The sequence below is a fragment of the Streptantibioticus parmotrematis genome (genome assembly GCF_019890615.1).
In the GTDB taxonomy this organism is placed as follows: domain Bacteria; phylum Actinomycetota; class Actinomycetes; order Streptomycetales; family Streptomycetaceae; genus Streptantibioticus_D; species Streptantibioticus_D parmotrematis.
The window spans coordinates 110,225-132,679 of sequence record NZ_JAINVZ010000009.1; the positions used below are offsets into that span (position 1 = coordinate 110,225).

General features: G+C 71.4%; 20 protein-coding genes and 2 riboswitches. Of the genes, 4 read left to right on the plus strand and 16 right to left on the minus strand.

The genetic code is table 11. From position 1 onward, the window contains the following. Window positions 1-70 precede the first annotated feature (70 nt). Window positions 71-1,129 (plus strand): mannosyltransferase family protein, encoded by a 1,059-nt coding sequence (locus tag K7472_RS15365; RefSeq protein ID WP_222978246.1) that lies wholly within the window; start codon window positions 71-73, stop codon window positions 1,127-1,129. Between the two features lie 19 nt (window positions 1,130-1,148). Here K7472_RS15365 and K7472_RS15370 read toward each other — a convergent pair whose 3' ends face one another. The 6 genes from K7472_RS15370 to K7472_RS15395 form a co-directional block, all read right to left on the minus strand. Continuing rightward, on the minus strand, window positions 1,149-2,276 hold the full coding sequence (locus tag K7472_RS15370; protein ID WP_222978253.1) for a M48 family metalloprotease: 1,128 nt from the start codon (window positions 2,274-2,276) through the stop codon (window positions 1,149-1,151). Further along, window positions 2,273-3,505, minus strand: a complete 1,233-nt coding sequence (locus K7472_RS15375) for a hypothetical protein (RefSeq protein ID WP_252395714.1) — start codon at window positions 3,503-3,505, stop codon at window positions 2,273-2,275. The genes K7472_RS15370 and K7472_RS15375 overlap by 4 nt, the downstream gene beginning before the upstream one ends. Window positions 3,506-3,548: 43 nt before the next feature. After that, a complete protein-coding gene (locus K7472_RS15380; RefSeq protein ID WP_222978254.1) occupies window positions 3,549-4,589 on the minus strand; it encodes an NlpC/P60 family protein in 1,041 nt (346 codons plus the stop codon). A gap of 215 nt (window positions 4,590-4,804) precedes the next feature. Continuing rightward, window positions 4,805-5,812 (minus strand): C40 family peptidase, encoded by a 1,008-nt coding sequence (locus tag K7472_RS15385; RefSeq protein WP_222978255.1) that lies wholly within the window; start codon window positions 5,810-5,812, stop codon window positions 4,805-4,807. An 11-nt stretch (window positions 5,813-5,823) separates the two neighbouring features. Continuing rightward, a riboswitch (cyclic di-AMP (ydaO/yuaA leader) is annotated at window positions 5,824-5,998 on the minus strand. A 366-nt stretch (window positions 5,999-6,364) separates the two neighbouring features. Continuing rightward, window positions 6,365-7,666 (minus strand): NYN domain-containing protein, encoded by a 1,302-nt coding sequence (locus K7472_RS15390; RefSeq protein WP_222978512.1) that lies wholly within the window; start codon window positions 7,664-7,666, stop codon window positions 6,365-6,367. A 284-nt stretch (window positions 7,667-7,950) separates the two neighbouring features. Further along, window positions 7,951-8,205: a hypothetical protein gene (locus tag K7472_RS15395; RefSeq protein WP_222978263.1), complete on the minus strand. Its 255-nt coding sequence runs from the start codon at window positions 8,203-8,205 to the stop codon at window positions 7,951-7,953. Between the two features lie 162 nt (window positions 8,206-8,367). Between K7472_RS15395 and K7472_RS15400 the strand changes: the two genes are divergently transcribed. Together K7472_RS15400 and K7472_RS15405 are read left to right on the plus strand one after the other, a co-directional pair. Further along, window positions 8,368-9,234: a rhomboid family intramembrane serine protease gene (locus K7472_RS15400; RefSeq protein ID WP_222978265.1), complete on the plus strand. Its 867-nt coding sequence runs from the start codon at window positions 8,368-8,370 to the stop codon at window positions 9,232-9,234. Beyond that, on the plus strand, window positions 9,231-9,512 hold the full coding sequence (locus tag K7472_RS15405; protein WP_222978267.1) for an Lrp/AsnC family transcriptional regulator: 282 nt from the start codon (window positions 9,231-9,233) through the stop codon (window positions 9,510-9,512). Before K7472_RS15400 ends, K7472_RS15405 begins: the two co-directional genes overlap by 4 nt. 24 nt (window positions 9,513-9,536) lie before the next feature. Here the strand turns inward: K7472_RS15405 and K7472_RS15410 are convergent, their stop codons facing one another. The 6 genes from K7472_RS15410 to ctaE all read right to left on the minus strand — a co-directional run bounded on the left by K7472_RS15410 (window position 9,537) and on the right by ctaE (window position 16,843). Further along, window positions 9,537-10,931, minus strand: coding sequence for an aminotransferase class V-fold PLP-dependent enzyme (locus tag K7472_RS15410; protein WP_222978269.1), 1,395 nt, complete (start codon window positions 10,929-10,931; stop codon window positions 9,537-9,539). A 298-nt stretch (window positions 10,932-11,229) separates the two neighbouring features. Continuing rightward, window positions 11,230-11,346, minus strand: a riboswitch (SAM riboswitch). A gap of 50 nt (window positions 11,347-11,396) precedes the next feature. Next, entirely contained in the window at window positions 11,397-12,461 is a 1,065-nt protein-coding gene (gene trpD / locus K7472_RS15415; protein WP_222978271.1) for an anthranilate phosphoribosyltransferase, read from the minus strand. A 164-nt stretch (window positions 12,462-12,625) separates the two neighbouring features. Next, entirely contained in the window at window positions 12,626-14,272 is a 1,647-nt protein-coding gene (gene qcrB / locus K7472_RS15420) for a cytochrome bc1 complex cytochrome b subunit (RefSeq protein WP_222978273.1), read from the minus strand. Continuing rightward, window positions 14,269-15,339, minus strand: coding sequence for a cytochrome bc1 complex Rieske iron-sulfur subunit (qcrA, locus tag K7472_RS15425; RefSeq protein ID WP_222978275.1), 1,071 nt, complete (start codon window positions 15,337-15,339; stop codon window positions 14,269-14,271). Before qcrA ends, qcrB begins: the two co-directional genes overlap by 4 nt. Continuing rightward, window positions 15,336-16,142, minus strand: a complete 807-nt coding sequence (gene qcrC / locus K7472_RS15430; protein WP_222978277.1) for a cytochrome bc1 complex diheme cytochrome c subunit — start codon at window positions 16,140-16,142, stop codon at window positions 15,336-15,338. Before qcrC ends, qcrA begins: the two co-directional genes overlap by 4 nt. 80 nt (window positions 16,143-16,222) lie before the next feature. After that, complete coding sequence (ctaE, locus tag K7472_RS15435; RefSeq protein ID WP_109450595.1) at window positions 16,223-16,843, minus strand: aa3-type cytochrome oxidase subunit III; 621 nt, start codon at window positions 16,841-16,843, stop codon at window positions 16,223-16,225. Window positions 16,844-17,147: 304 nt separating this feature from the next. Between ctaE and K7472_RS15440 the strand changes: the two genes are divergently transcribed. After that, window positions 17,148-17,555, plus strand: a complete 408-nt coding sequence (locus K7472_RS15440; protein WP_222978279.1) for a hypothetical protein — start codon at window positions 17,148-17,150, stop codon at window positions 17,553-17,555. 80 nt (window positions 17,556-17,635) lie between these two features. Here K7472_RS15440 and K7472_RS15445 read toward each other — a convergent pair whose 3' ends face one another. The 4 genes from K7472_RS15445 to ctaC all read right to left on the minus strand — a co-directional run bounded on the left by K7472_RS15445 (window position 17,636) and on the right by ctaC (window position 22,249). Beyond that, on the minus strand, window positions 17,636-18,910 hold the full coding sequence (locus K7472_RS15445; RefSeq protein ID WP_222978281.1) for a L,D-transpeptidase: 1,275 nt from the start codon (window positions 18,908-18,910) through the stop codon (window positions 17,636-17,638). A 218-nt stretch (window positions 18,911-19,128) separates the two neighbouring features. After that, window positions 19,129-19,527, minus strand: a complete 399-nt coding sequence (locus tag K7472_RS15450; protein ID WP_222978283.1) for a cytochrome c oxidase subunit 4 — start codon at window positions 19,525-19,527, stop codon at window positions 19,129-19,131. Further along, window positions 19,524-21,254 carry an aa3-type cytochrome oxidase subunit I gene (gene ctaD / locus K7472_RS15455; RefSeq protein ID WP_222978285.1) on the minus strand — a complete coding sequence of 577 codons (1,731 nt, stop codon included), beginning with the start codon at window positions 21,252-21,254 and terminating at the stop codon, window positions 19,524-19,526. Before ctaD ends, K7472_RS15450 begins: the two co-directional genes overlap by 4 nt. Then, window positions 21,251-22,249 carry an aa3-type cytochrome oxidase subunit II gene (gene ctaC / locus K7472_RS15460; RefSeq protein ID WP_222978287.1) on the minus strand — a complete coding sequence of 333 codons (999 nt, stop codon included), beginning with the start codon at window positions 22,247-22,249 and terminating at the stop codon, window positions 21,251-21,253. Before ctaC ends, ctaD begins: the two co-directional genes overlap by 4 nt. Between the last annotated feature and the right edge of the window lie 206 nt (window positions 22,250-22,455).

Sequence of the window (22,455 nt, forward strand, 5' to 3'; positions counted from 1 at the left end):
CGCGTCCGGCTCCCGGATCAGGGAGTGGGCCGAGCTGGCCTGGCCTCCGCTGGCGGTCTGGGCGGGCGCGATGGTGCTGCAACTGGTGATGCTGGCCTGGCTCGCCAACCGTCCCGACTGGCTGCACGCAACACTCACCCCGTGGGACAACCAGTGGTACGTGCAGATCGCGCAGCAGGGCTACCCGCACGGCTTCAGCTACGACGCGCAGGGGCACCTGACCGGCAACACGCTGGCGTTCTTCCCCCTCTACCCGGCGCTGATCAAGGTGATGAGCGCGGTCACCGGGCTCGGCGGGCAGAGCGCGTCGGTGGCGGTGAGCTGGCTGGCCTCGGCGGGCGCGGCGGTCGCCACGCACCGGCTGGGCGCGCGGCTGTGGGGGCCGAGGGCGGCCCTGTGCCTGGTGCTGGTGGTCTTCACCCAGCCGATGGCGATCACGTTGTGGATCGGGTACAGCGAGAGCCTGTTCCTGCTGCTGGCGGCGGTGTGCCTGTTGGCCGCGCACCGCGAACGGTGGCTGACGGCGGGCGTGTTCGCGTTGCTGGCGGGGCTGAGCCGGTCCACCGGCGTGGCGTTGTCGGCGGCGCTCGCGGTGGCGGCGGGCACCGCGATGTGGCGGGCCCGGCGGATCGACCGGCGGGCGCTCGCCGGAGTGGTGATCGGCGGGCTCGGCGTGCCGGGCTACGTGGCGTGGGTGGGGCTGCGGGTGGGGGAGCCCACGGCGTGGCTGACCATACAGAACGCGGGCTGGAACACCGCGTGGGACTGGGGTCTGGCCACCTGGCGGTTCCTGGAGACCACCCTCCAGCGCGGCAGCGACTGGGTGCCGGTGTCGATCGCGGTCCTGCTGCTGCTCGGCGCGGTGGGCTGCGCGACGGCCGTGCTCCAGCGCACCTGGCCGCCGCTGGTCGTCTACGGCCTGCTGGTCTTCGTCCTGACCATCGGGCAGACCAACTACTACCACTCCAAGCCCCGGTTGCTGGTGCCCGCGCTGCTCACGCTGCTGCCGCTGGCCCGGGCGTTCGGGAAGGCCGGGGTGCGCTCGGCGGGCCCGGCGATGGCGCTGTACGCGCTGTTCGGCACCTGGTTCGGCGCGTACATGCTGACCAACTGGATGTACGCGATCTGACCGGCCGCCCGGCCCCCGGTCAGCTCCCCGGCGCGAACTCCCGTGCGGCGGCGATGCGCTGGACCGCTGTCGGATGGGTGCCGAACAGCAGGTGCAGGGCGCGCGGCGGGTCGGGGTCGCCGACGTTGGCCACGGTCAGCCGTCGCTGCATCGCGATGAACTCGGGCGCGTCGCCGGTCAGCCGCAGCGCGTGCAGGTCCGCCCGGCGCTCCACCCGGCGGCTCACCGCGCAGGTGAACGGCCCGGCGAGCGCCGACAGCAGGGCCGCCACCGCCGCCAGCAGCGGGATCGAGCGGGGGTCGGCGAAGCGGTGCACGCCGGAGGCCGCCAGCAGGGGGTGCCACTGGCAGACGGCCGCCAGCAGCAGCACGCCCGCCGCCGCGCCGACGGCGCCCAGCGCGGTGCCCCGGGTGACGTCGCGGTGCTTGACGTGGCCGAGTTCGTGCGCGGCGATCAGCTCGATCTCGCGCTGCGGCGCCGCCGCGAGCAGGGTGTCGTAGACGACGACGCGGCGGGTGCGGCCGAAGCCGGAGACATAGGCGTTGAGGGCGGTGGTGCGGCGCGAGGCGTCGGCGACCAGCACGTCGCGCACCGCGATCCCGTCGCGGTCGGCCAGCGCCAGCAGCGCGGCGCGCAGCGGTCCGGCCTCCATCGGCGTGAAGCGGTTGAAGAGCGGCTCCAGGACCACGGGCGCCACCCAGGACAGCGCCACCACGACCAGCGCCGCCGCGAGCGCCGTCCACGCCCACCAGCGCGGCGTCGCGGACGCGGTCGCGTACAGGCCGAACAGGGCGCCGGTGACCAGCGGCAGGCTCACCGCGAGCCCGCGCGCACGGTCGGCGAACCAGCCCGCCCAGCCTTGCGTCACCAGCCCGAACCGGGCACGCACCACCCGTACCCGGGCGGCGAACGGCAGGCTCAGCGCCTCCTGCGCCAGCACCAGCGCCACCGCGCCGCCCAGCACCCGCGCCCACCACGCGCCGCCGAACGCGGACACCAGCGCGGCGCCGGCCGGTGTCAGGCCCAGAACGAGCAGCAGCGCCAGCACGAGCGCCCGTTCCGCCAGCAGCCACGACCACTGCGTCCGCCGCAGCGTGCGTCCCCTGGCGATCTGCTCCGCGGTGAAGTCGCCCTCCGCTCCCGTCACCCCAACTCCTTCGCCACGTAAGCCTTCCAGCGGTCGGTGAACTGCCCGCCGCTGACGCCCAGCACCGAACGGGTCGCCCGCTCGACGCCCTCGCGCCCGGTCGCCTGGTAGAACGCGACCAGCTCGGCGTGCCCCCACTGGGCGTCGATCATGCGGCAGGCCAGCCACGCGCCCTCGTACGCCTGCGCGATGCCCGCGGAGCCGGGTGCGAAGTCGGCGGTGGTGGGCAGGGCGGTGGGGGCGCGGCCCGCGCGGACGTCGGCGGCGAGTTCGGGGGCGACGCGCCCCGGGGTCAGCCCGCTGTCGCTGTAGCCGACGAGGTCGGCGAAGCCCTCCGACAGCCAGGTCGGGGTCCGCGAGGTGGTCGCGGTGCGGGTGGCGACGTGGGTCAGTTCGTGGGTGAGCACCACCGAGCGGCCCAGCGCGCTCAGTTCGGCGAACGCCTGCGGGTTGACGATGACGCGGTCGGCGGGCGCGGTGCCGGTGCCGCGCAGTTCGGCGGTGGTGACGGCGGCGATGCCCTGGTAGGTGCCGGCCGGCGCGCCCAGCAGCGCCGCCATGTCGGCCTCGCTGCCCGGGACTTCGACGATCGCCCGGTCGGCCCAGATGCCCGGCCACTGACGGCGCACCACGGGCACGGCGGCGTCCGCGAGCCGCGCGGAGGCGGTCAGCGACGCGGCGGTGCCCGCGCCGAGCACGAGGCTGTGCGCGCCGTGGACGACGGTGACCGGGCCCTGGTCCCACGGCTGGACGTCCGAGCGCTTGCCGGAGGTGTCGCCGTCGGTCTGCGAGGCGACGTACCAGCGGCCCGCGCGCTCGGTGAACGTCAGGTACTCGGTGGAGGCCACCGGCGCGCTGTCGTAGCCGCGCAGCGCGTAGTCCAGCTCGACGCGGGCGGCGACCTGGTGGGCGCTGTCGGCGAGCGGGAACGCGCCGGTGGAGCGCAGCCGGTAGGACCAGGAGGCGAGCGGGACGTCGGCCAGGTCGGCGAAGACCCGGTGCTGGCTCGCGAGGTAGCCGGTCGCGTCCGGGTCGACGGTGCCGATATAGGCACCGCGGTCGTGGTGGAGCACCGCCCGCGCCCGCACGTCCAGCACCCCCTGGACCGCGCGGTCGGTGCGTCGCGCCGCACCGCCGCCCGCGCTCCCGGAGCAGCCGGACACCAGCACGGCGAGGGCCGCCACGCAGCCCAGCGCGGCGGCCCCCGCTCGCCGGATCCGTGGGCCCATGCGTCGATCGTACGGCCGGGGGCTGATCACCCCCGGCGCGGCCTCAGGGACGCACGACGGCGTCGACGGGCAGCATGTTCACCGGGTCGTAGCGCACCCGGGCGCCGGGGTAGGGGGCGTGGATGACCTTGCCGCCGCCGACGTACATGCCGACGTGCGAGGCGTCGCCGCGGTAGATCACCAGGTCGCCGGGGCGGGCCTCGGCGAGGGGGACGTGCTGCCCGGCGTGCAGCTGTTCCTGGGAGGTGCGCGGCAGGGTGATTCCCGCGTGCTGGTAGGCCCAGTACATCAGGCCGGAGCAGTCGAACGCGGTCGGGCCGGTGCTGCCCCAGGAGTACGGCATGCCCAGCGCCGCGCGCACCGCGGCGACCGCCTCGGCGGCCCGCCCGGACGCGGCGGGCAGGTCGGGCAGGTCCGGCACGGCACCGCCGAACGCGGTGCGGCCGTCGTCGGCGCGGCCCAGGCCCACCGACGCCTGCTGGGCGGCGGTCAGGGTGCCCAGCAGGCGTCGGGCCTCGCCGAGCTTGCCCAGCACGGTCCGCTTGTGGGCGCCGAGTTCGGTCCTGGTCCGGGTCAGCTCGGCGAGCTTGCCCGCCGCCTCCCGGCGCTCCTGGTCCAGCACCCGCTGGGCGGCGCGCAGTTGGCGCAGCTGCCCGGCGCGTTCTGAGGCGATGCGGTCGAGGTCTGCGGCGCGGTCGAGGTAGCCGCCGGGGTCCGAGGTGAGCAGCAGGGCGAGGGTGGGGTCGATGCCGCCGTCGCGGTACTGCTCGCCCGCGACCCGGCCGAGGCTGTCGCGCAGGTCGTTGACCTTCTGCTGGGTGCGCGCCGACTCGCCGCGCAGGGCGTCGAGTTCGCCGCGCAGCCGGGCCTCCGCCTCGCGGGCGGCGTCGAACTGCTGGGTGGCCTGCTCGGCCTGCTCGTACAGCCCCTCGACCTTGGACCTGACGTCGGCCGGGCTGTCGTGGGACGCGGCGCCGGCCGGCAGCGCGCTGGTGACGGCGGCGGCGGCCGCGGCGGCGGAGAGCACCGTGACACGGCCGGCCCGGACCAGACCCGGCTGCGGGGGACGGCGATGGGATGCCATGGGGGCGCACCTCCTTACTGTGCGGAGGCGACAGTAGCCGTACGGTCACGCACAGTTCAAAACACCGCGAGCCACCCGTAATCGGCGTGTTCCGGCAATCCCCAGGTCACGGCCCCCGCGCGTCAGCACCCCCCGCCGCACGTCACCCGGACGGCGCACACGCCGACGACCCGCGGCGTTCACGCCACGGGTCGTCGGGGGAAAGTCGGGGGGCGTCAGCCGACGCGCACGCCGAAGTCGAACGGCATGTCGCTGAGCGGCTCGTAGCGCACGGAGGCGCCGGTGTGCGGGGCGTGCAGGATGATGCCGTTGCCCGCGTACAGGCCGACGTGGTCGCCGCCGTACATGATGACCAGGTCGCCCGGCTGCAACTCGCTCTCCGTCAGGTGCTGGCCGACGTCCTCCTGCTCCTGCGAGGTGCGCGGCAGCGAGATGCCGGCCTGTGCGTAGGCCCACTGGGTCAGGCCCGAGCAGTCGAACGAGCCGGGGCCGGTGGCGCCGTAGACGTACGGGTCGCCGATGCGGGTCTTCGCGGCGTCGAGCGCGGCCTGGGCGCGGGCCGAGGCGGCCTTGGAGTCACCGAGGCTGGGGTCGCTGACCGAGCCGCCGTTCTCGATGGAGGCGCGCTGGGAGGCGGTCAGGGTGTTGAGCAGGTTCTGTGCCTTGGACAGCTTGTTCTGGACGTCCTGCTTGTTCTGCTGGAGCGCCTTGCGGGTGCTGTCGAGCTGCGCGAGCTTCGCGGAGGCCTCGGCGCGCTCCTGGTCGAGCACGCGCTTCTGCGCCTCGATCTGCTTCAGCTCGTCGGCCTGGGTGCCGCTGAGCTGGTCGAGCATGGTGGCCTTGTCCAGGTAGCTGTCGGGGTCCGAGGACAGGAACAGCTGGAGGGACGGGTCTATCCCGCCGGTGCGGTACTGCGCGCTGGCGAGTTCGCCGAAGTTGTCGGCCAGCTTGTTGAGGCTCGCCTGCTCGCGGGCCACCTTGTTCTGGAGGTCGTTGACCTGCTGCTGGAGCTGGCTCTGCTTCTCCTGGGCGCCGTCGTACTTCTCGGTGGCCTGCTCGGCCTGCTGGTTGAGGCTGTCCACCTGGGACTTGACGTCGCTGACGCTCGGCTTGGGGTCGGCGTTGGCGGCCTGCGTCGACAGGGCGACGGCAGCGGCGGCGGTCGCGGTCAGGACGGTCACGCGGGTACGACTGGCTGGCTTCGGACGACGGTGGGACGCCACGGGAGGCAAGCTCCTTCTTCCTACGACCGCCTACCGGGTGAGCTGTCGGATTCGGGCCGGAAGAAGCCCTACGGAGTCTCACGCGCCCTGGCCGGCGCGTCCTGACCCCGATTCACCCCGGGAACGTTGGTTCCCCGGCTCCGCGCGTCGGTGCCCCCCATGCTGCTGAACCGGCGCGTCGAACTCGGCGGGAGCCCCCACTGTCATCCGGGCGGACGATCGACTACGCGGGGGTTCGAGGGATGACCCTAGTAACCAACTTGTGATCGGTTCAAATCCTTGCGGGAAAAAAGTTGGCGGGCATGCGAGTTCTTTACGCACACCGCACCACCCGTGACGGTGATTTGACGCTACGTCCACCGAACTCCCCTGCTGGGGGCGCATACCACAGCCCCGTGTGGCGCGTATCACAGTCCGAATCAGTCGCCACTCACGGGCCAACTCGACGGCGGAAAAGGCGCGATGAATCATTCCGGGGAGTAAAACGGACTTCCATGGCGCAATTGGCGGCTACGGGGTGATCATGCCGAAGTCGCCCCGCGCGGCGGGAGTTCAGCCGCGCGACAGCCGCCGCAGCAGCAGCGTCGAGGCGACCGGGCGGGCGCCCGCGCGGGCCACGCCGTCGGCGACCTCGCGGTCCGCGGAGACCACGACCACCGGGCGGCCCGGCGGTTCGGCCCGCACCAGCCGCCGGATCAGCTCGTCGGCGGTCTCCCCCGGCTTGCTGAACAGCACCCGCACCCCGCGCGGCGGCGCCAGCAGCACCGGCGCCGCCAGTTCCGCGCCGTCGAAGACACAGGTGACCTCGGCGCCCGACTGCGCGGCCAGCACCGCGAGCCCGCCGAGCAGCCGCAGCCGCTGCTTCTCCAACGGCATCGTGGGATAGCCGGTCTTGGTCACGTTGTAGCCGTCGACCACCAGGTGCGCCTGGGGCAGCGCCAGCAACTGGTCGAGCAGCGCCGGGTCGTCCTCCGACAGGGCGCGGCGCGCGATGTCCTTGGGGTTGATGGTGCCCGGCGCCACCGCCTCGACCGCGTCGGCGGGCCGCTCGGTCACCGGAGGCAGCGCCAGCTCCCTGCGCAGGCCCTGCGCGGCCTCCAGCACGGTGTCCAGCAGCAGCCGCAGCCGCATGTCCTCCAGGCTGCGTCCCTCCCGCACCGCGCGGCGCCCCGCCTCCAGGGCGGACTCGGACTCCGCGAGCCGGGCCCGCAGCCTGCGCGCCTCGCCCTCGGCGGCGGCCAGTTCCGTGCCGTGCGCGGCCCGTACGCGTTCCAGCTCGGCCTGGAGCTTGCGCACCGCTGCCTCGCCGCGCCGCAGGTCGCTGGTGGCGCTGCGCAGCTTGCGGTGCAGGGAGTCCGACTCCTTGCGGACCGTGTCCAGTTCGGCCCGCGCGGCCTGCGCCTCCTCGTGGGCGGCGGCCCGGACCTGGGTGAGTTCGGCGCGCAGGCGGCCGAGTTCGCGGGCGGTCTCCTCGCCGACCTGGTCGGCGTGGGCGCGCTGGGCCTCCTCGCCGGCGGCGGCCACCAGCTTCGGCCACCCGGCGGGGCGCAGCAGGTACGCGGCGGCCGCCACGTCCAGCGGATCGGCGGCGGGCGGCGGCGTGCCGGCGTCGAGCGCGGCGGTCAGCTCGCCCTGGGTCTCGCGCAGCCGGGCGGCGATGCGCTGCCGGAAGACGGGGTCGGTCTCCAGCGCGGCGGCCAGTGCGTTGGCGGCGAACTTCGCGCGGCGTGACGGGGTGAACCGGGCGTACTGCCGCAACTGGGCGGGAAGTTCCGCGGTCGTCAGCGAGCCGAAGGCGTCGGCCGCGAAGGCGACGACCCGGTGCCGCACCCCTTCGGGCAGCGGGCGGTCCAGGCACTCGCCCTGCGCTGTGGCACCGCTGGCCTCGTCGCCGCCCGCGTCGTCGTCGCCCGCCGCGGCGTCGCCCGCTTCGTCGCCCCGCGCGTCATCGCTGTGCGCGTCGTCGCCGGGCGGTGGATCGGTGGGGTGGTCGGGGCCCTGGTCGAGCGGCGGCTCGTCGGATCCGCCGGCGCCTTCCGGTACCGCCCGCGGATTGCCGTCCGTACGCTCCACCAGTCACTCCCGTCGCTCTCCCCTTGGCCGTCCGTACACCCCCCATTGTCCCCGCCGTACGCGGGTCAGGCCCGCCCAGGTTCCTGGTCCGAACCGGGCCGGTCCACCAGTTCGATCCGGTCCACCGCGTTGCACCAGCGGCAGCGCACCGACTCCACGTCCTCGCTCAGCACCTCGCGCTCCTCCACCTTCGGCTCGCCCGCCAGATCGAGGTGGACGTACTCCACGACCCGCGTCGAGCGCGTCACGTCGAACCGGGTGAGGTTGCCGCACAGTGTGCAGCGCCAACGGGTGGTGTCGGTCGGCTGGGGCACCGGCATCGTGTCGTCCTCGTCCTGTGCGTGGGGCGGCGACGGTGTACGCCGCATGGCCGAAAGGAATCGCATGCGCTCGGTCAACCCTACGGCCTGCCGCGCTCCGCGTGCAGAGGGTGTCCGGCGAGGCAGCCCGGCCGGGCCCGCGCGGTCCGCCATGATCGGCTCATGCCGCCGCCACGCCGTCAGGGGGAGCCCGGGTTCACGTCCCGGCTCAGCACGTATCGCGGGCCGACCGTACGGACCGCGCGCGCCGTCGTCCGGGGCCTGGTCCCGGCGCGGCGCCCCGGGGTCAGGCCGCCGCTGGTCACGTACTGCCTGATCGGCCTGTGCGTCCTGGTCTTCCTGGTCTCGCCGCTGTCCGGCCTCGACCCGGCGTACGGCACCGGCCACGCGCAACTGTGCGCCCAGGCGCGGTACTTCGACCGCTGGGGGGTGATCCCGGTGGAACTGTGGCACGGCACGCTCGCGCCCGCCTCGCTGGGGCTGCCGTCCGGCTGCCCGGTGCCCGCCCGGATGGTGAAGGTGCCGTTCCTGTCGGTGTTGACCTCACTCTTCGTGCACGGAGGGTGGGCGCACCTGCTGGGCAACATGCTCTTCCTGTACGTCTTCGGCGCGGGCGTGGAGGAGCGGATGGGCCGGGCCCGCTTCGCCGTCTTCTACGTGGTGACCGGCTACGTCGCCACCTACGGCTACGCGCTGGGCCACCAGGGCTCGACGCAGACCCTGGTGGGCGCCTCGGGGGCGATCTCCGGGGTGCTGGGCGCGTACCTGTTCCTGCATCCGTCGGCCCGGGTGACCAGCCTCTTCCCGTTCCTGCTCTTCCTGCCGCTGCGCTTCCCGGCGTGGGTGGTGCTGGCGTTCTGGTTCGGGTTGCAGTGGATCGCGGCCCGTACCGAGCAGGCCGGGCCCGCGGTGGCGTACCTGGCGCACGTGACCGGCTTCGTGTTCGGGTTCGCGGTGACGGCGGCGCTCTTCCGGCCGCGGTCTAAGCTGGCCCCGCAAGCCGTGACCCGAGGAGAGGGCCAGCCGTGATCACCGCGATCGTGCTCATCAAGACCGACGTCGACCGGATTCCCGAGATCGCCGAGTCGATCGCGGCGCTGGAGCACGTCAGCGAGGTCTACTCGGTCACCGGGACGTACGACCTGGTCGCCCTGGTCCGGGTGGCCCGGCACGACGACCTCGCGGACGTCATCCCGGGCCGGATCAGCAAGATCCCCGGCGTCGCGCGCACCGACACGCACGTGGCGTTCCGCACCTACTCGCAGCACGACCTGGAGGCGGCGTTCTCCATCGGCCTGGAGGGCTGAGGGCCCCGCAGCCGCGCGGACCGCTCAGCCCCGCGGGCGACCCGAGCGGTCCGGCACGCAACGGCCGTCCTCAGTGCGGTAGTTCCACGCCGCGCCGTCCCGGACCAGTTCGGCGACCGCGGTCAGGAAGCGGTCGACGTGCTCGTCGGGGGTGCCCGCGCCGAAGCTCACCCGGATCGCGTTGAGCGACCGCTCGCCGGGCGCGGCCTCGGGGGCGCCGCACTCCCCCGGCGCGTCCTGCTCGCCGCCGAGCAGCGTGCGCACCAGCGGGTGCGCACAGAACAGCCCGTCGCGCACGCCGATGCCGTACTCGGCCGACAGGGCGGCGGCGAAGTGCGAGCTGTTCCAGCCGTCGACGACGAACGAGATGACGCCGACCCGCTCGGCGTCCTCGCCGAACAGCGACAGCACCCTGACCCCCGGCACCGCGGCCAGCCCGGTCAGCACGCGTCCGACCAGCTCCCGCTCCCGTGCCACGAGCGCCTCGAAGCCCGCCTCGCGCAGCGTCCGGCAGGCCGAGGCGATGGCGTGGACGCCGATGACGTTGGGCGAACCGGCCTCGTGGCGGGCGGCGGTGGTGTGCCACTCGACGTCCACGCCGCCGTCCGCGCGCCGGGCCACGGTACGGCTGGCGCCACCGCCCGCGAGGTACGGTTCGGCGTCGCGCAGCCAGTCCGCGCGTCCGGCCAGCACGCCGGAGCCGAAGGGCGCGTAGAGCTTGTGGCCGGAGAACGCCACGTAGTCCACGTCGAGGTCGGCGATGTCCACCGGGTGGTGCGGGGCGAGCTGGGCGGCGTCCAGCACGATGCGGGCGCCGTGCGCGTGGGCGGCGGCGGCCAGTTCGCGCACCGGCCACAGCTCACCGGTGACGTTGGACGCGCCGGTGACGCACACCAGCGCCTCCCCGTGCCCGTCCCGCCCGGCCAGCGCCTTCTCCAGCGTCTCGACGGCCTGCGCCGGGGTGCGCGGGGCGCTCAGGTAGGTCACCCGGGCGCGGCGCCAGGGCAGCAGCGAGGCGTGGTGCTCGGTCTCGAAGACGAAGACCTCGGTGCCGTCCGGCACGGCCGCGGCCAGCAGGTTCAGCGAGTCGGTGGTGGACCGGGTGAAGACCAGCTGGTCGTCGGGGCGGCAGCCGAGGAAGGCGGCGACCTCGGCGCGGGCGGCCTCGAACAGGTCGGTCGACAGCTGCGACAGGTAGCCCGCGCCCCGGTGCACGCTCCCGTAGTACGGCGCGTACGCGGCCACGTCGTCCCAGACCCGCTGGAGGGCGGGCGCGCTGGCCGCGTAGTCCAGCGCGGCGTAGGTGACCTCGCCGCCGGTGACCAGCGGGACGAGGACGTCGCGGCCGAGGACGGGCAGCGGGGCGGTGCGGCAGGCGGCGGGCTGGTCGCAAGCGGCGGAGGCAGCGGAGGCGGACATGGCGAACTCCCGTGGAAAGGCAGGCGAATTCGGCCTTCGAGCCGAAGCGAGGCCGAAAGGGCGGAAAGCGTGAATAACGTGAAATACGCAGAGACGACGCACGGCGGCGCGTACCGGAGTGAAGCCGGACGGGCGTCGGACGTGGGACGTGCGGGCCGTTGACCGGAACCCGGCGGATCACCGGGCCGCAAAGGCCCGCGATCCGGAAAGCCGGAAAAAGGGAAGGACCGGTCGGCCCTATCGCATTCGCTTGCTCAAGAGAGTCTCCCGCGACAACCAGGACCCCGGGTTCGCGAGGGGTCCGCGCTTGCCATGAGCCTCGCTGCTCACGGCCTGGTCATCACCCGGGGCACCCCGCCACGGACGGAGGGTTGCCGGACAGCGAGCCGGGGCCTTTGCGCTGTCACTCGTGACCTGCCGGTGAGTGTAGCAGGGGACCGCCGGCCCCCTGCCACACCGTCCGCATCACGCGTTGCTGGCCGCCACCCAGCGGTCCAGCACCGCCCGCGCGGCGCCGGAGTCGATGGCCTCGGCCGCCTTCGCCACTCCGGCCGCCAGCTGCTCCTGGAGCGTCCCCTCACCGGGCGCGAGGGCCACCAGCGCGGCGGCGGAGTTGAGCAGCACCGCCTCGCGCACCGGCCCGGTCTCCCCGGCCAGCAGCCGCCGCGCCACCTCGGCGTTGTGCGCCGCGTCGCCACCGCGCAAGGCCTCCACCGGGACCAGGCCGATGCCGATGTCCCGCGGGTCGAACGGGACCTGGTCGACCTTGCCGTCGCGCACCCACCACACCTGCGAGGTCGCGGTGGTGGTCAGCTCGTCCAGGCCGTCGTCGCCGCGGAACACCAGCGCGGACGAGCCGCGTTCGGCCAGCACGCCCGCCATCAGCGGTGCCATGCGCGCGTTGGCCACGCCGGTGGCCTGCGCGGTGACCCGGGCCGGGTTGGTCAGCGGGCCGAGGAAGTTGAAGACGGTGGGGATGCCCAGCTGCGCCCGGGCGTTGGCGACGTGGCGCAGCGCGGGGTGGAACTTCACCGCGAAGCAGAACGTGATCCCGGCCTCGGCGGCCACCTCCGCGACCCGGCGCGGCGTCAGTTCCAGGTTGACCCCGAGCTTCTCCAGCACGTCGGACGCGCCGCTCGCGGAGGAGGAGGCGCGGTTGCCGTGCTTGACGACCCGGGCGCCGGTGCCGGCCACCACGATCGCGGACATGGTGGAGATGTTGACCGTCCTGGCCATGTCGCCGCCGGTGCCGACGATGTCCACGCTGGGTCCGGCCACCTCGATGAGGTTGGCGTGCGCGTACATCGCGCGCACGATCCCGGCCAGTTCCTCCACCGTCTCGCCCTTGGCCCGCAGCGCCACCGCGAAGCCCGCGATCTGCGGGTCGCTGGCCTCGCCGCGCATGACGCGGTCCATCGCCCAGGCGGTGTCGTCCCCGGTCAGGTCCCGGCCCTCCAGCAGCCGGGTGAGGATCTGCGGCCAGCCGCGGGTCGCCACGCCGTCGCCTCCGACTGGGTTCCGCGCGTTCATGGGCCGCTCCTGGGGGTACGTGACATGCCTCGCGGCAAGCCTATCGAGGCGGCGGGCACGCCGAAGGCCCCGTCCGGACTGTGGCGGTCCGTACGGGGCCTTCGGTGACGCGTCGGGCGGGGGCCCGGGGGCTGGGGTGCCCCCGGGACGTACCGCCGCGGGGATCAGTGGTGGCCGTGGCCGCTGGTGATCTCCGCGTGCTCCTCCGCGGTCGGCTTCGGGATCTGGCTTCCCTCGCCGTACATGCCCTGGGAGAGCTTGGACCGCAGCTTGGTGACCGGGCCGGCCTTGCGGCGCACGCCGTTCTCGTCGACCTCTTCGCCGAGTTCGAACGGCTGGTGCTGGACGTGCTGGGTGAGGGTGTACATCTGGCCCTGGTCCAGCGGCGCGTGCACCTCGACGAACTCACCGTGCGGCAGGCGCTTGATGACACCGGTCTCCCGGCCGTGCAGCACCTTGTCCTTGTCGCGGCGTTGCAGGCCCATGCAGATCCGCTTGGTGGCCACGAAGGTCAGGACCGGGATCACGAAGAACGAGATCCGGACGAACCAGGTCACCGCGTTGATCGACAGGTGGAAGTGGGTCGCGGCGATGTCGTTGCCACCACCGAGCAGCAGCACCATGTACCAGGCCACCCACGCGGCGCCGAACGCGGTGCGCGTCGGGGCGTTGCGCGGACGGTCGGCGAGGTGGTGCTCGCTCTTGTCACCGGTGACCCAGGACTCGATGAACGGCCACAGCGCCATGACGGCCAGGACCACACCGAACAGGACCAGCGGGATGAAGACGCCCAGCTGGAGCGTGTGACCCCAGAAGTTGATCTCCCAGCCCGGCATGGCGCGGATCAGGCCCTCGGCCATGCCCATGTACCAGTCGGGCTGCGCACCGGTGGACACCTGGTCCGGACGGTACGGGCCGAACTCCCAGATCGGGTTGATCGAGGCGACCGCGGCGACCGCCGCGATGACACCGAACACCAGGAAGAAGAAGCCGCCGGCCTTCGCCATGTACACCGGCATGAGCGGCATGCCGACGACGTTCTTCTCGGTCCGGCCGGGGCCGGGGAACTGGGTGTGCTTGTGGTAGAAGACCAGGATCAGGTGGGCCACCAGCAGACCGGCCATGATGCCCGGCAGCAGCAGGATGTGGATGGTGTAGAAGCGGGCCACGAAGTCGTGTCCCGGGAACTGGCCGCCGAACAGGAAGAACGACAGGTAGGTACCGACGATCGGCACCGACAGGATCGCGCCTTCCATGAAGCGCACACCGGTACCGGACAGCAGGTCGTCCGGGAGCGAGTAACCGGTGAAGCCGGTGAACATGCCCAGGACGAACAGCAGGAAGCCGAACATCCAGTTGACCTCACGCGGCTTGCGGAACGCGCCGGTGAAGAACACTCGCATCATGTGGACGAACATGCCCGCGATGAAGACGACCGCCGACCAGTGGTGGATCTGGCGGATCAGCAGACCGCCGCGCACCTCGAAGCTGATGTTCATGGTCGAGTTGAACGCTTCGGACATCCGGATGCCCTGGAGCGGCACGTACGGGCCGCTGTAGGTCACCTCGTTCATGCTCGGGTGGAAGAACAGCGTCAGGTAGACACCCGTCATGATGATGATCATGAAGCTGTACAGGCAGATCTCACCCAGCATGAAGGACCAGTGGTCCGGGAAGATCTTGCGCATGTTGGCCTTGGCCAGGCTGTAGACGCCCAGCCTGCCGTCGGCCCAGTCCGCCAGCCGCTCGCCGGCCGGGGCCTTGCCCCGGGGCGCGCTCGCGTCGTCGGTGGCGTGGTTCGTGGTGCTCATCCGCGCTCCCAGAAGCTCGGGCCGACCGGCTCGGTGAAGTCACCGAGTGCTTCGAGGTAGCCCTTGTCGTTCACGCTGATCCGCAGCTGCGGCAGAGCGTGACCGGCCGGACCGAAGATGACCCGGCCGCCGTCGGAAAGGTCGAACGTCGACTGGTGGCACGGGCACAGCACGTGGTGCGTCTGCTGCTCGTACAGGCTGATCGGGCAGCCGACGTGGGTGCAGATCTTGGAGAACGCCACGATGCCCTCGTGGCCCCAGTCCGCCTCCCGCTTGTCCTTGATGTCCTCCGGCTTCAGGCGGACGATCATCAGCGCCGCCTTGGCGATGACGTCGTCGTAGTCGTCGGAGTTGTCGTTCAGACCCGGGGGCTGGGCGAAGGTGAGCGAACCGACGCCGACGTCCTCGGGACGCAGCGGCAGGTTCGTGTTGACGTTGATCAGCTGCATGCCCTTGCGCCAGGCGGTGTGCCGCAGCGACGTGCCCGGCATCGGGCCCAGGTCGCGCAGCAGCACGACGCCGGCGAGCGGCACCATGGCCAGCGCGCCGAACATGGTGTTGCGGATCAGCTTGCGGCGGCCGAACTGGCTCTCCGAGGCGCCCTGCCGGAAGTCGGCCAGCACCTTCTGCTTGACCTCGGGCTCCGCCTCGATCGGGTGCCGCTCCTGCGGCATCTCGACGTCCGACATCAGGGTGCGGGCCCAGTGGACCGCGCCCGCGCCGATGCAGAACAGCGCCACGCCGAGCGACCAGCCCAGCGAGAAGTTCAGGGCGCTGACGTGACCGAACGGGAAGATGTAGACGATCTTGCTCGGCGGGATCAGCGAGTACGCCGCGATGAAGCCGAGGGTGGCCACCATCGACAGCGTGAACATGAACGCGACGGCACGCTCGGAGCGCCGCGCGGCACGCTCGTCGATGTCCTGACGGCGGGGCTGGTGGGGCGGCAGGCCGGGGTCGGCGAACGGGTCCTCGGCGACGGCCACCGCGCCGTCGTGAGCGTCCGACCGCTCACTCGGCAGGTTTTCTTCTGACATGTCCTCGTGGGATCCAGGGTGGCTACTCATGACTTCCTGGCCTTCGTGGTGTGAGCGGCGACCCAGACGGCGACGGCGATCAGGGTGCCGAGACCGAAGATCCAGCCGAACAGGCCCTCGCTCACCGGGCCGAGGCCACCGAGTTCGAGACCGCCCTCGCTCGGCGTCTTACCGCTGTCCACCTCGCCCAGGTAGGCGATGATGTCCTTCTTGTCCTTCTCCGGCATGGTCGTGTCGGGGAAGTTCGGCATGTTCTGCGGGCCGGTCAGCATGGCCTCGTAGATGTGCTTGGGGGTCACGCCCTGCAGCGTGGGGGCGAACTTGCCGTCCGACAGCGCACCGCCCTTGCCGGACGCGTTGTGGCACTGCGAGCAGTTGGTGCGGAAGAGCTGACCGCCGTTGGCGATGTCCGCCCCGCCCGGGCTGTACTGCGCCTTGGTCGGCACGCTGGGACCGGGGCCGAGCGAGGCGATGTAGGCGGCGAGCTGGTCGATCTGCGCCTGGCTGTAGGCCACCTTCTTGGCCGGGATCTGAGCCCCCGGCTGCTGGGCCGGCATCCGGCCGGTGCCGACCTGGAAGTCCACCGCCGCGGAGCCGACGCCCACGAGGCTGGGGCCGGTCTTGGTGCCCTCCCCGGAGGTGCCGTGGCAGGTGGCGCAGCCCACGGAGTAGAGCTTCTTGCCCTCCTCGATGGCGAGGGACTGGGATGAGTCGGCCTGCGCCTTCTCAGCCGGCGCGAACGCGGCGTACAGCCCCCCGGTGGCCGCGAGCGCGAAGAGTAGGACGACGAGTGCCGCCAGCGGGTGGCGCCGTCGTACGGAGAGCTTTTTCACGGATTACCCCGGTGTCAGGATCTTCTGCGTCGATGCTTGGTGTGGTTCCGGTGCGGAACCGGTGTCCGGTGCTAACCGGGTTACTTGATCAGGTAGATCGTGGCGAAGAGGCCGATCCACACGACATCGACGAAGTGCCAGTAGTAGGACACGACGATGGCCGCGGTGGCCTGTTCGTGGGTGAACTTCTTGGCCGCGTACGTCCTGCCCAGGACCAGCAGGAAGGCGATCAGACCGCCCGTCACGTGCAGTCCGTGGAAGCCCGTGGTCAGGTAGAACACCGAGCCGAAGGGGCTGGACTTCAGGGAGATCCCGTCGTCCCGCACCAGGTCGGTGTACTCGTAGATCTGACCGCCGATGAAGATGGCACCCATCACGAACGTGATCATGAACCACATCCGCAGGCGCTTCACGTCACCGCGCTCGGCGGCGAAGACGCCGAGCTGGCAGGTGAGCGAGGAGAGCACCAGGATCGTGGTGTTGCACGAGGCGAACGGCACGTCCAGATGCTGGTTCTGACTGTGCCAGAAGGCCGTCCCCGTCACCGATCGCAGGGTGAAGTACATCGCGAAGAGGGCCGCGAAGAACATCAGCTCGGAACTCAACCAGATGATGGTTCCCACGCTGACGAGGTTCGGCCGGTTGACCGACGGGTGCGCGTGCCCGGTTTCTACTGCTGTTGCTGTCGCCACGACCGACATTATGTCGGTCGCTTATCTCGCGCTCACTCCGGGGGGTGCCGTTCGGTGTGTCAAGGGCTTCCGGGGTACCCGCGTGGCGTAGCGCGGCTGTCCCTCGAAGGAGGGAAGTCCAGGTCGTTCGGGTGCCGTCGCCCTTGCCTCCGACCGGTACTGACGCCATGTCGGGGTCGCCCGCGGCGGGCGGCGCGGAGGATCGGCGGGACGTCCGGGGTCTCCTCGGGCGTGGCGTCGCGGGAGTAGCATCCGCGTGTCCGCGCCGCGGTCACCGGCCGCGCGGCCACCCTCAGCGAGGAGGCACCGCACCATGCAGCAGACCGCCACGGTGCTCGTCTACAGCGACGACGCGAACACCCGCGAGCAGGTACGCCTGGCCGCCGGACGCAGGCCCGCGCCGGACGTACCGCGGATGGAGTACCTGGAGTGCGCCACGTTGCCGGCCGTCCTGTCCGCGCTGGACAAGGGCGGCGTCGACGTGTGCGTGCTGGACGGCGAGGCGGTGCCGGCCGGCGGCATGGGCGTGTGCCGGCAGCTGAAGGACGAGATCTTCCACTGCCCGCCGGTGCTGGTGCTGATCGGGCGGCCGCAGGACGCGTGGCTGGCGACCTGGAGCCGCGCGGACGCCGCCGTCACCCATCCGGTGGACCCGATGGCCCTCGCGGAGGCCCTGGCGGGCCTGCTGCGCGAGCGCAGGCCGGTCAACTCCGGCTCGTAGCGGCGGGACCACGGGACGACGGCACGCGGACGTCCCGGGGCGCGTACGGCACGCGTCCCGGGACGCCCTGGCTCCGGGGGTCAGACCCGGGGCGAGAGGCGGGCCGGGTCGCCGCGGTGCGTGGTGTCGTCCGCCTGGCTGGCGGAGGCCGCCTTGGTGCCCAGCGCGCTGCCCTGGACCCACTTGTCCCACGGCACGTTCCAGTCACCGAAGCCGTTGCCGAACGGCTCCATGTCGTGGCCCTCGCTGTTGACGACCTGGACGACGTCGCCGGGCTCGACCTGGTCGAAGAACCAGTGCGCGTTCTCCGTGCTCATGCCCGTGCAGCCGTGGCTGGTGTTGGCCACCCCCTGCGATCCCACCGACCAGGGCGCCGCGTGCACGTACTCGCCGCTCCAGGTCACCCGGGTGGCCCAGTAGACCGGCAGGTCGTAGGAGTCGGCGCTGCCCGCCGCGATGCCCACCGTGCTGGACTTCATCTGCACGAAGGACTGCTTCTCCAGCACCACCTTGATGCCGTTGCGGGTGGCGAAGCCGGGCTTGCCGGTGGTCACCGGCACCGTGCGCACCGCGTCGCCGTCGCGGTAGAGCGTCAGCTGGTGGGAGGAGGCGTCGGTGAGGGCGACGACCTTGTCGCCGATGTTCATCGTCACCGACTTGGCCGGGCCGCCGTACAGCCCCTTGCTGACCTGCACGCCGTTCAGGCCGCTGGTGACGCTGACGGTGGCGTGCGCGGGCCAGTACTCCTTGGGACGGTAGTGCAGGGTGCGGCTGTCCACCCAGTACCAGGAGCCGGTGACCGAGGGCGTGGAGGTGACGTGCAGGGAGCGTTCCACGACGGCGCGGGCGGCCGGGTCGGTCACCGGCTTGCTGAGCGCCGCGGTGACCGGCTCGCCGACGCCGTAGGTCCCGGAGTCGGGGCCGAAGGTGACGTCGAGGAGGTTGTTGGCGGCCTTGGTGTCGAAGCCGATGGTCTGCAGCCCCGGCGCGCCGTCGTCGTTCTCGGTGCTCACCCGGACCGTGTAGTGGACGCCTGCGGCCAGCGGAGCGGTGCTGTGCCACTTGGTGCCCTTGGCGTCGAGTTCGCCCCGCACGACGCGTCCTGTGCCGTCCGTGGCGGTCACGTCGGTAATCCGGCTGCCGCCCTTGGAGGTCACCTCCAGCGGCTTGTTGGGGTCCACCTGCTTGCTGCCGTCGGTGTCGCTGAACGCGACCTGCTTGGCGGCGTCGTAGGGCGCAGAGGCCAGCGGGTTCCCCGAGCCCTCGCAGGCGGCGAGCGCGACCGCCAGGGGCGCGAGCAGCGCGAGGTACGGGAGGCGGGATATCGCCGTTCGGCGAGGAGATGTCTGACTCATGGTCACAACGTATGAAAAGTCGCGCCGCTCGGCGCGTTGCGTTCCGGCAAATGGGGGCCACCGGGTATAAGCGGCCTCCGCCGGGCCCTCCGTCCGGGTGCCCCGCGGGTACGGCGGTGGGACGCGGCGCGGGAACGCCGAAGGGCCGGGGCCCGGACACCGTGTGTGCGGTGTCCGGGCCCCGGCCCTGTGCGGTGCCTGCCTGCCGGGTCGGCGGGTCAGTAGCGCTGGTCGGCGCCCCGGTAGTACTCGAAGACCCAGCCGAAGATGGCCACCAGGATCACCGGGCTGGCGAAGTACAGCAGCCACCAGCCGAAGATGATGCCGAGGAAGGCCAGCGCGCCGCCGGAGGCCAGCATCAGCGGCTGCCAGCTGTGCGGGCTGAAGAAGCCCAGCTCACCCGCGTCGTCGGCGACGTCGGCGTCCTCCCGGTCCTGCGCGCCGGTGTCCACCCGGCGGGCGGTGAACGACAGGTAGAAGCCGATCATGCCGCTCAGGCCGAAGGTCAGGAACAGCGCGGTGGTACCCGCCGGCTCCTTGGCCCACAGGCCGTAGACGATGGCCGTGGCCAGCAGGAACACCGCCAGGCCGAAGAACATCTTGCCCTGGAGCTTCACTTGCCGGCCTCCTTGCCACCGGTCAGCTGGGCACCGTGGCCGGCCTCCGCCAGCTCCATGGCCACGATCTCCGGGTGGTGGAGGTCGAACGCCGGGGATTCGGAGCGGATGCGCGGCAGGGTGAGGAAGTTGTGCCGCGGCGGCGGGCAGGAGGTCGCCCACTCCAGCGAGCGGCCGTAACCCCACGGGTCGTCGACCTCGACCTTCTTGCCGTACTTGGCGGTCTTCCACACGTTGTAGAAGAACGGCAGGATCGACATGCCGAGCAGGAACGAGCTGATCGACGAGATGGTGTTCAGCGTGGTGAAGCCGTCCGCCGCGAGGTAGTCCGCGTAACGACGCGGCATGCCCTCGGCGCCCAGCCAGTGCTGCACCAGGAACGTGCCGTGGAAGCCCACGAACAGCGTCCAGAAGGTGATCTTGCCGAGCCGCTCGTCCAGCATCTTGCCGGTCATCTTCGGCCACCAGAAGTGGAAGCCGGAGAACATCGCGAACACCACGGTGCCGAAGACCACGTAGTGGAAGTGGGCCACCACGAAGTACGAGTCGGAGACGTGGAAGTCCATCGGCGGCGAGGCCAGGATGACGCCGGTCAGACCACCGAAGGTGAAGGTGATCAGGAAGCCGATCGCCCAGAGCATCGGGGTCTCGAAACTCAGTGACCCCTTCCACATCGTTCCGATCCAGTTGAAGAACTTCACGCCTGTTGGAACGGCGATCAGGAACGTCATGAAGGAGAAGAACGGGAGCAGTACGCCACCGGTGACGTACATGTGGTGCGCCCACACGGTGACCGACAGGCCCGCGATGGCGATGGTCGCCGCGATCAGGCCCAGGTAGCCGAACATCGGCTTGCGGGAGAAGACCGGGATGACCTCACTGATGATGCCGAAGAACGGCAGCGCGATGATGTACACCTCTGGATGCCCGAAGAACCAGAACAGGTGTTGCCACAGCAACGCACCGCCGTTGGCCGCGTCGAACACATGGGCGCCGAACTTGCGGTCCGCCTCCAGCGCCAGCAGCGCGGCGGCCAGGACCGGGAAGGCCAGCAGGGCGAGCACCGAGGTCAGCAGCACGTTCCAGACGAAGATCGGCATCCGGAACATCGTCATGCCGGGGGCGCGCATGCAGATGATGGTGGTGATGAAGTTGACCGCACCGAGGATGGTGCCGAAGCCGGACAGCGCCAGACCCATGATCCACATGTCCGAGCCGACGCCCGGCGAGCGGACCGCGTCGGACAGCGGGGAGTACGCGAACCAGCCGAAGTCGGCCGCGCCCTGCGGGGTGAGGAAGCCACCGACCGCGATCAGCGAGCCGAACAGGTAGAGCCAGTAGGCGAACATGTTCAGCCGCGGGAACGCCACGTCGGGCGCGCCGATCTGCAGCGGCATGATCCAGTTGGTGAAACCGGCGAACAGCGGCGTCGCGAACATCAGCAGCATGATCGTGCCGTGCATCGTGAACGCCTGGTTGAACTGCTCGTTCGACATGATCTGCAGGCCCGGGCGGGCCAGCTCGGCGCGCATGAGCAGCGCCATGATGCCGCCGATGCAGAAGAACGCGAACGACGTCGACAGGTAGAGCGTGCCGATGGTCTTGTGGTCGGTGGTGCTCAGCCAGCTGACCACCACACTGCCGGGCTTACGGCTGCGGACCGGGACCTCGTCGGCGTACGAGTCGTCCGTTTCGGCCGTGCCCTGGGGTTCGTTGAGGATACTCACTGGTTACTCCCGGTCGTGCTGGAACCCGGCTGACCGTTCGTGGTGGCGTTCTCGGTGTTACCCGTGGTCGGGATGCCCGCCGGGACGTAGCCGGTCTGGCCCGCCTTGGCGAGGTCCTTCAGGTGCTGCTGGTACTGCGCGGGGGTGACGACCTTGACGTTGAACAGCATCCGGGAGTGGTCGACACCGCACAGCTCCGCGCACTTGCCGCGGAAGGTGCCCAGCTTGTCCGGCGTGACCTGGAAGACGTTGGTGTGGCCCGGGATGACGTCCATCTTCATCAGGAACGGAATCACCCAGAAGTCGTGGATGACGTCACGCGAGGTGAGGACGAACTTCACCGACTGGCCCTCGGGCAGCCACAGCGTGGGGCCGGGGCTCGGGTTGCCCTTGGTCCACTCGCCGGGGATGCCCGTCTCGTAGACGCCGTTGGCGTCGGCCGGGGCGCCCTCCAGGGCGCTCGCCGGGATGGAGGCGAGTTCGGAGTTCTTCTGGAGGTCCACCGGGGTCGTCGGCGTGCCGGGCACGTGCTCGACGTAGTTGAAGGCCCAGCTCCACTGGTAGCCGACCACGTTGACGATGTGGTCCGGCTTCTTGGAGACCTTCAGCAGGTCGGACTCGTCGCGTGCGGTGAAGTAGAACAGCACCGCGACGATGACGAGGGGGACGACCGTGTACAGCGCCTCGATGGGCATGTTGTAACGGGTCTGCGGAGGAACCTCGACCTTCGTCCGGCTGCGCCGGTGGAAGATGACGCTCCACAGGATCAGGCCCCAGACGAGCACGCCGGTCGCCAGCGCGGCGGCCCAGGAGCCCTGCCAGAGCGAAAGGATCCGCGGTGCCTGTTCCGTGGCGGGGCTGGGCATGCCGAGGCGGGGGAAGTCCTTGTAGGAGCAACCGGTAGCGGTCACCAGGACCAGGCCCGCGGCCAACGCCTGCGGCAACCGCCGCCGCATCGGGCGCCGCGACTTGCGGTCGGAGCCGTTGGGACTCACGTAGCGCCTTCCCGAGAGTCTCGCCCGCGCGTCCGGGATCCCGGCCGTTTGCGTCGGTCGGCGCCCTGGCGCGGGCAGGGTGTGGATGTTTATGCGGACCAAACCCTACTGGACGCTTTTCCAGGCCACGCGGCCAGGGGTACCAACGCGCCGGACGAGGCCGCGTATGGCCCTCGAAGGGGTGGAAACCCCCGGATGGCCCCCGG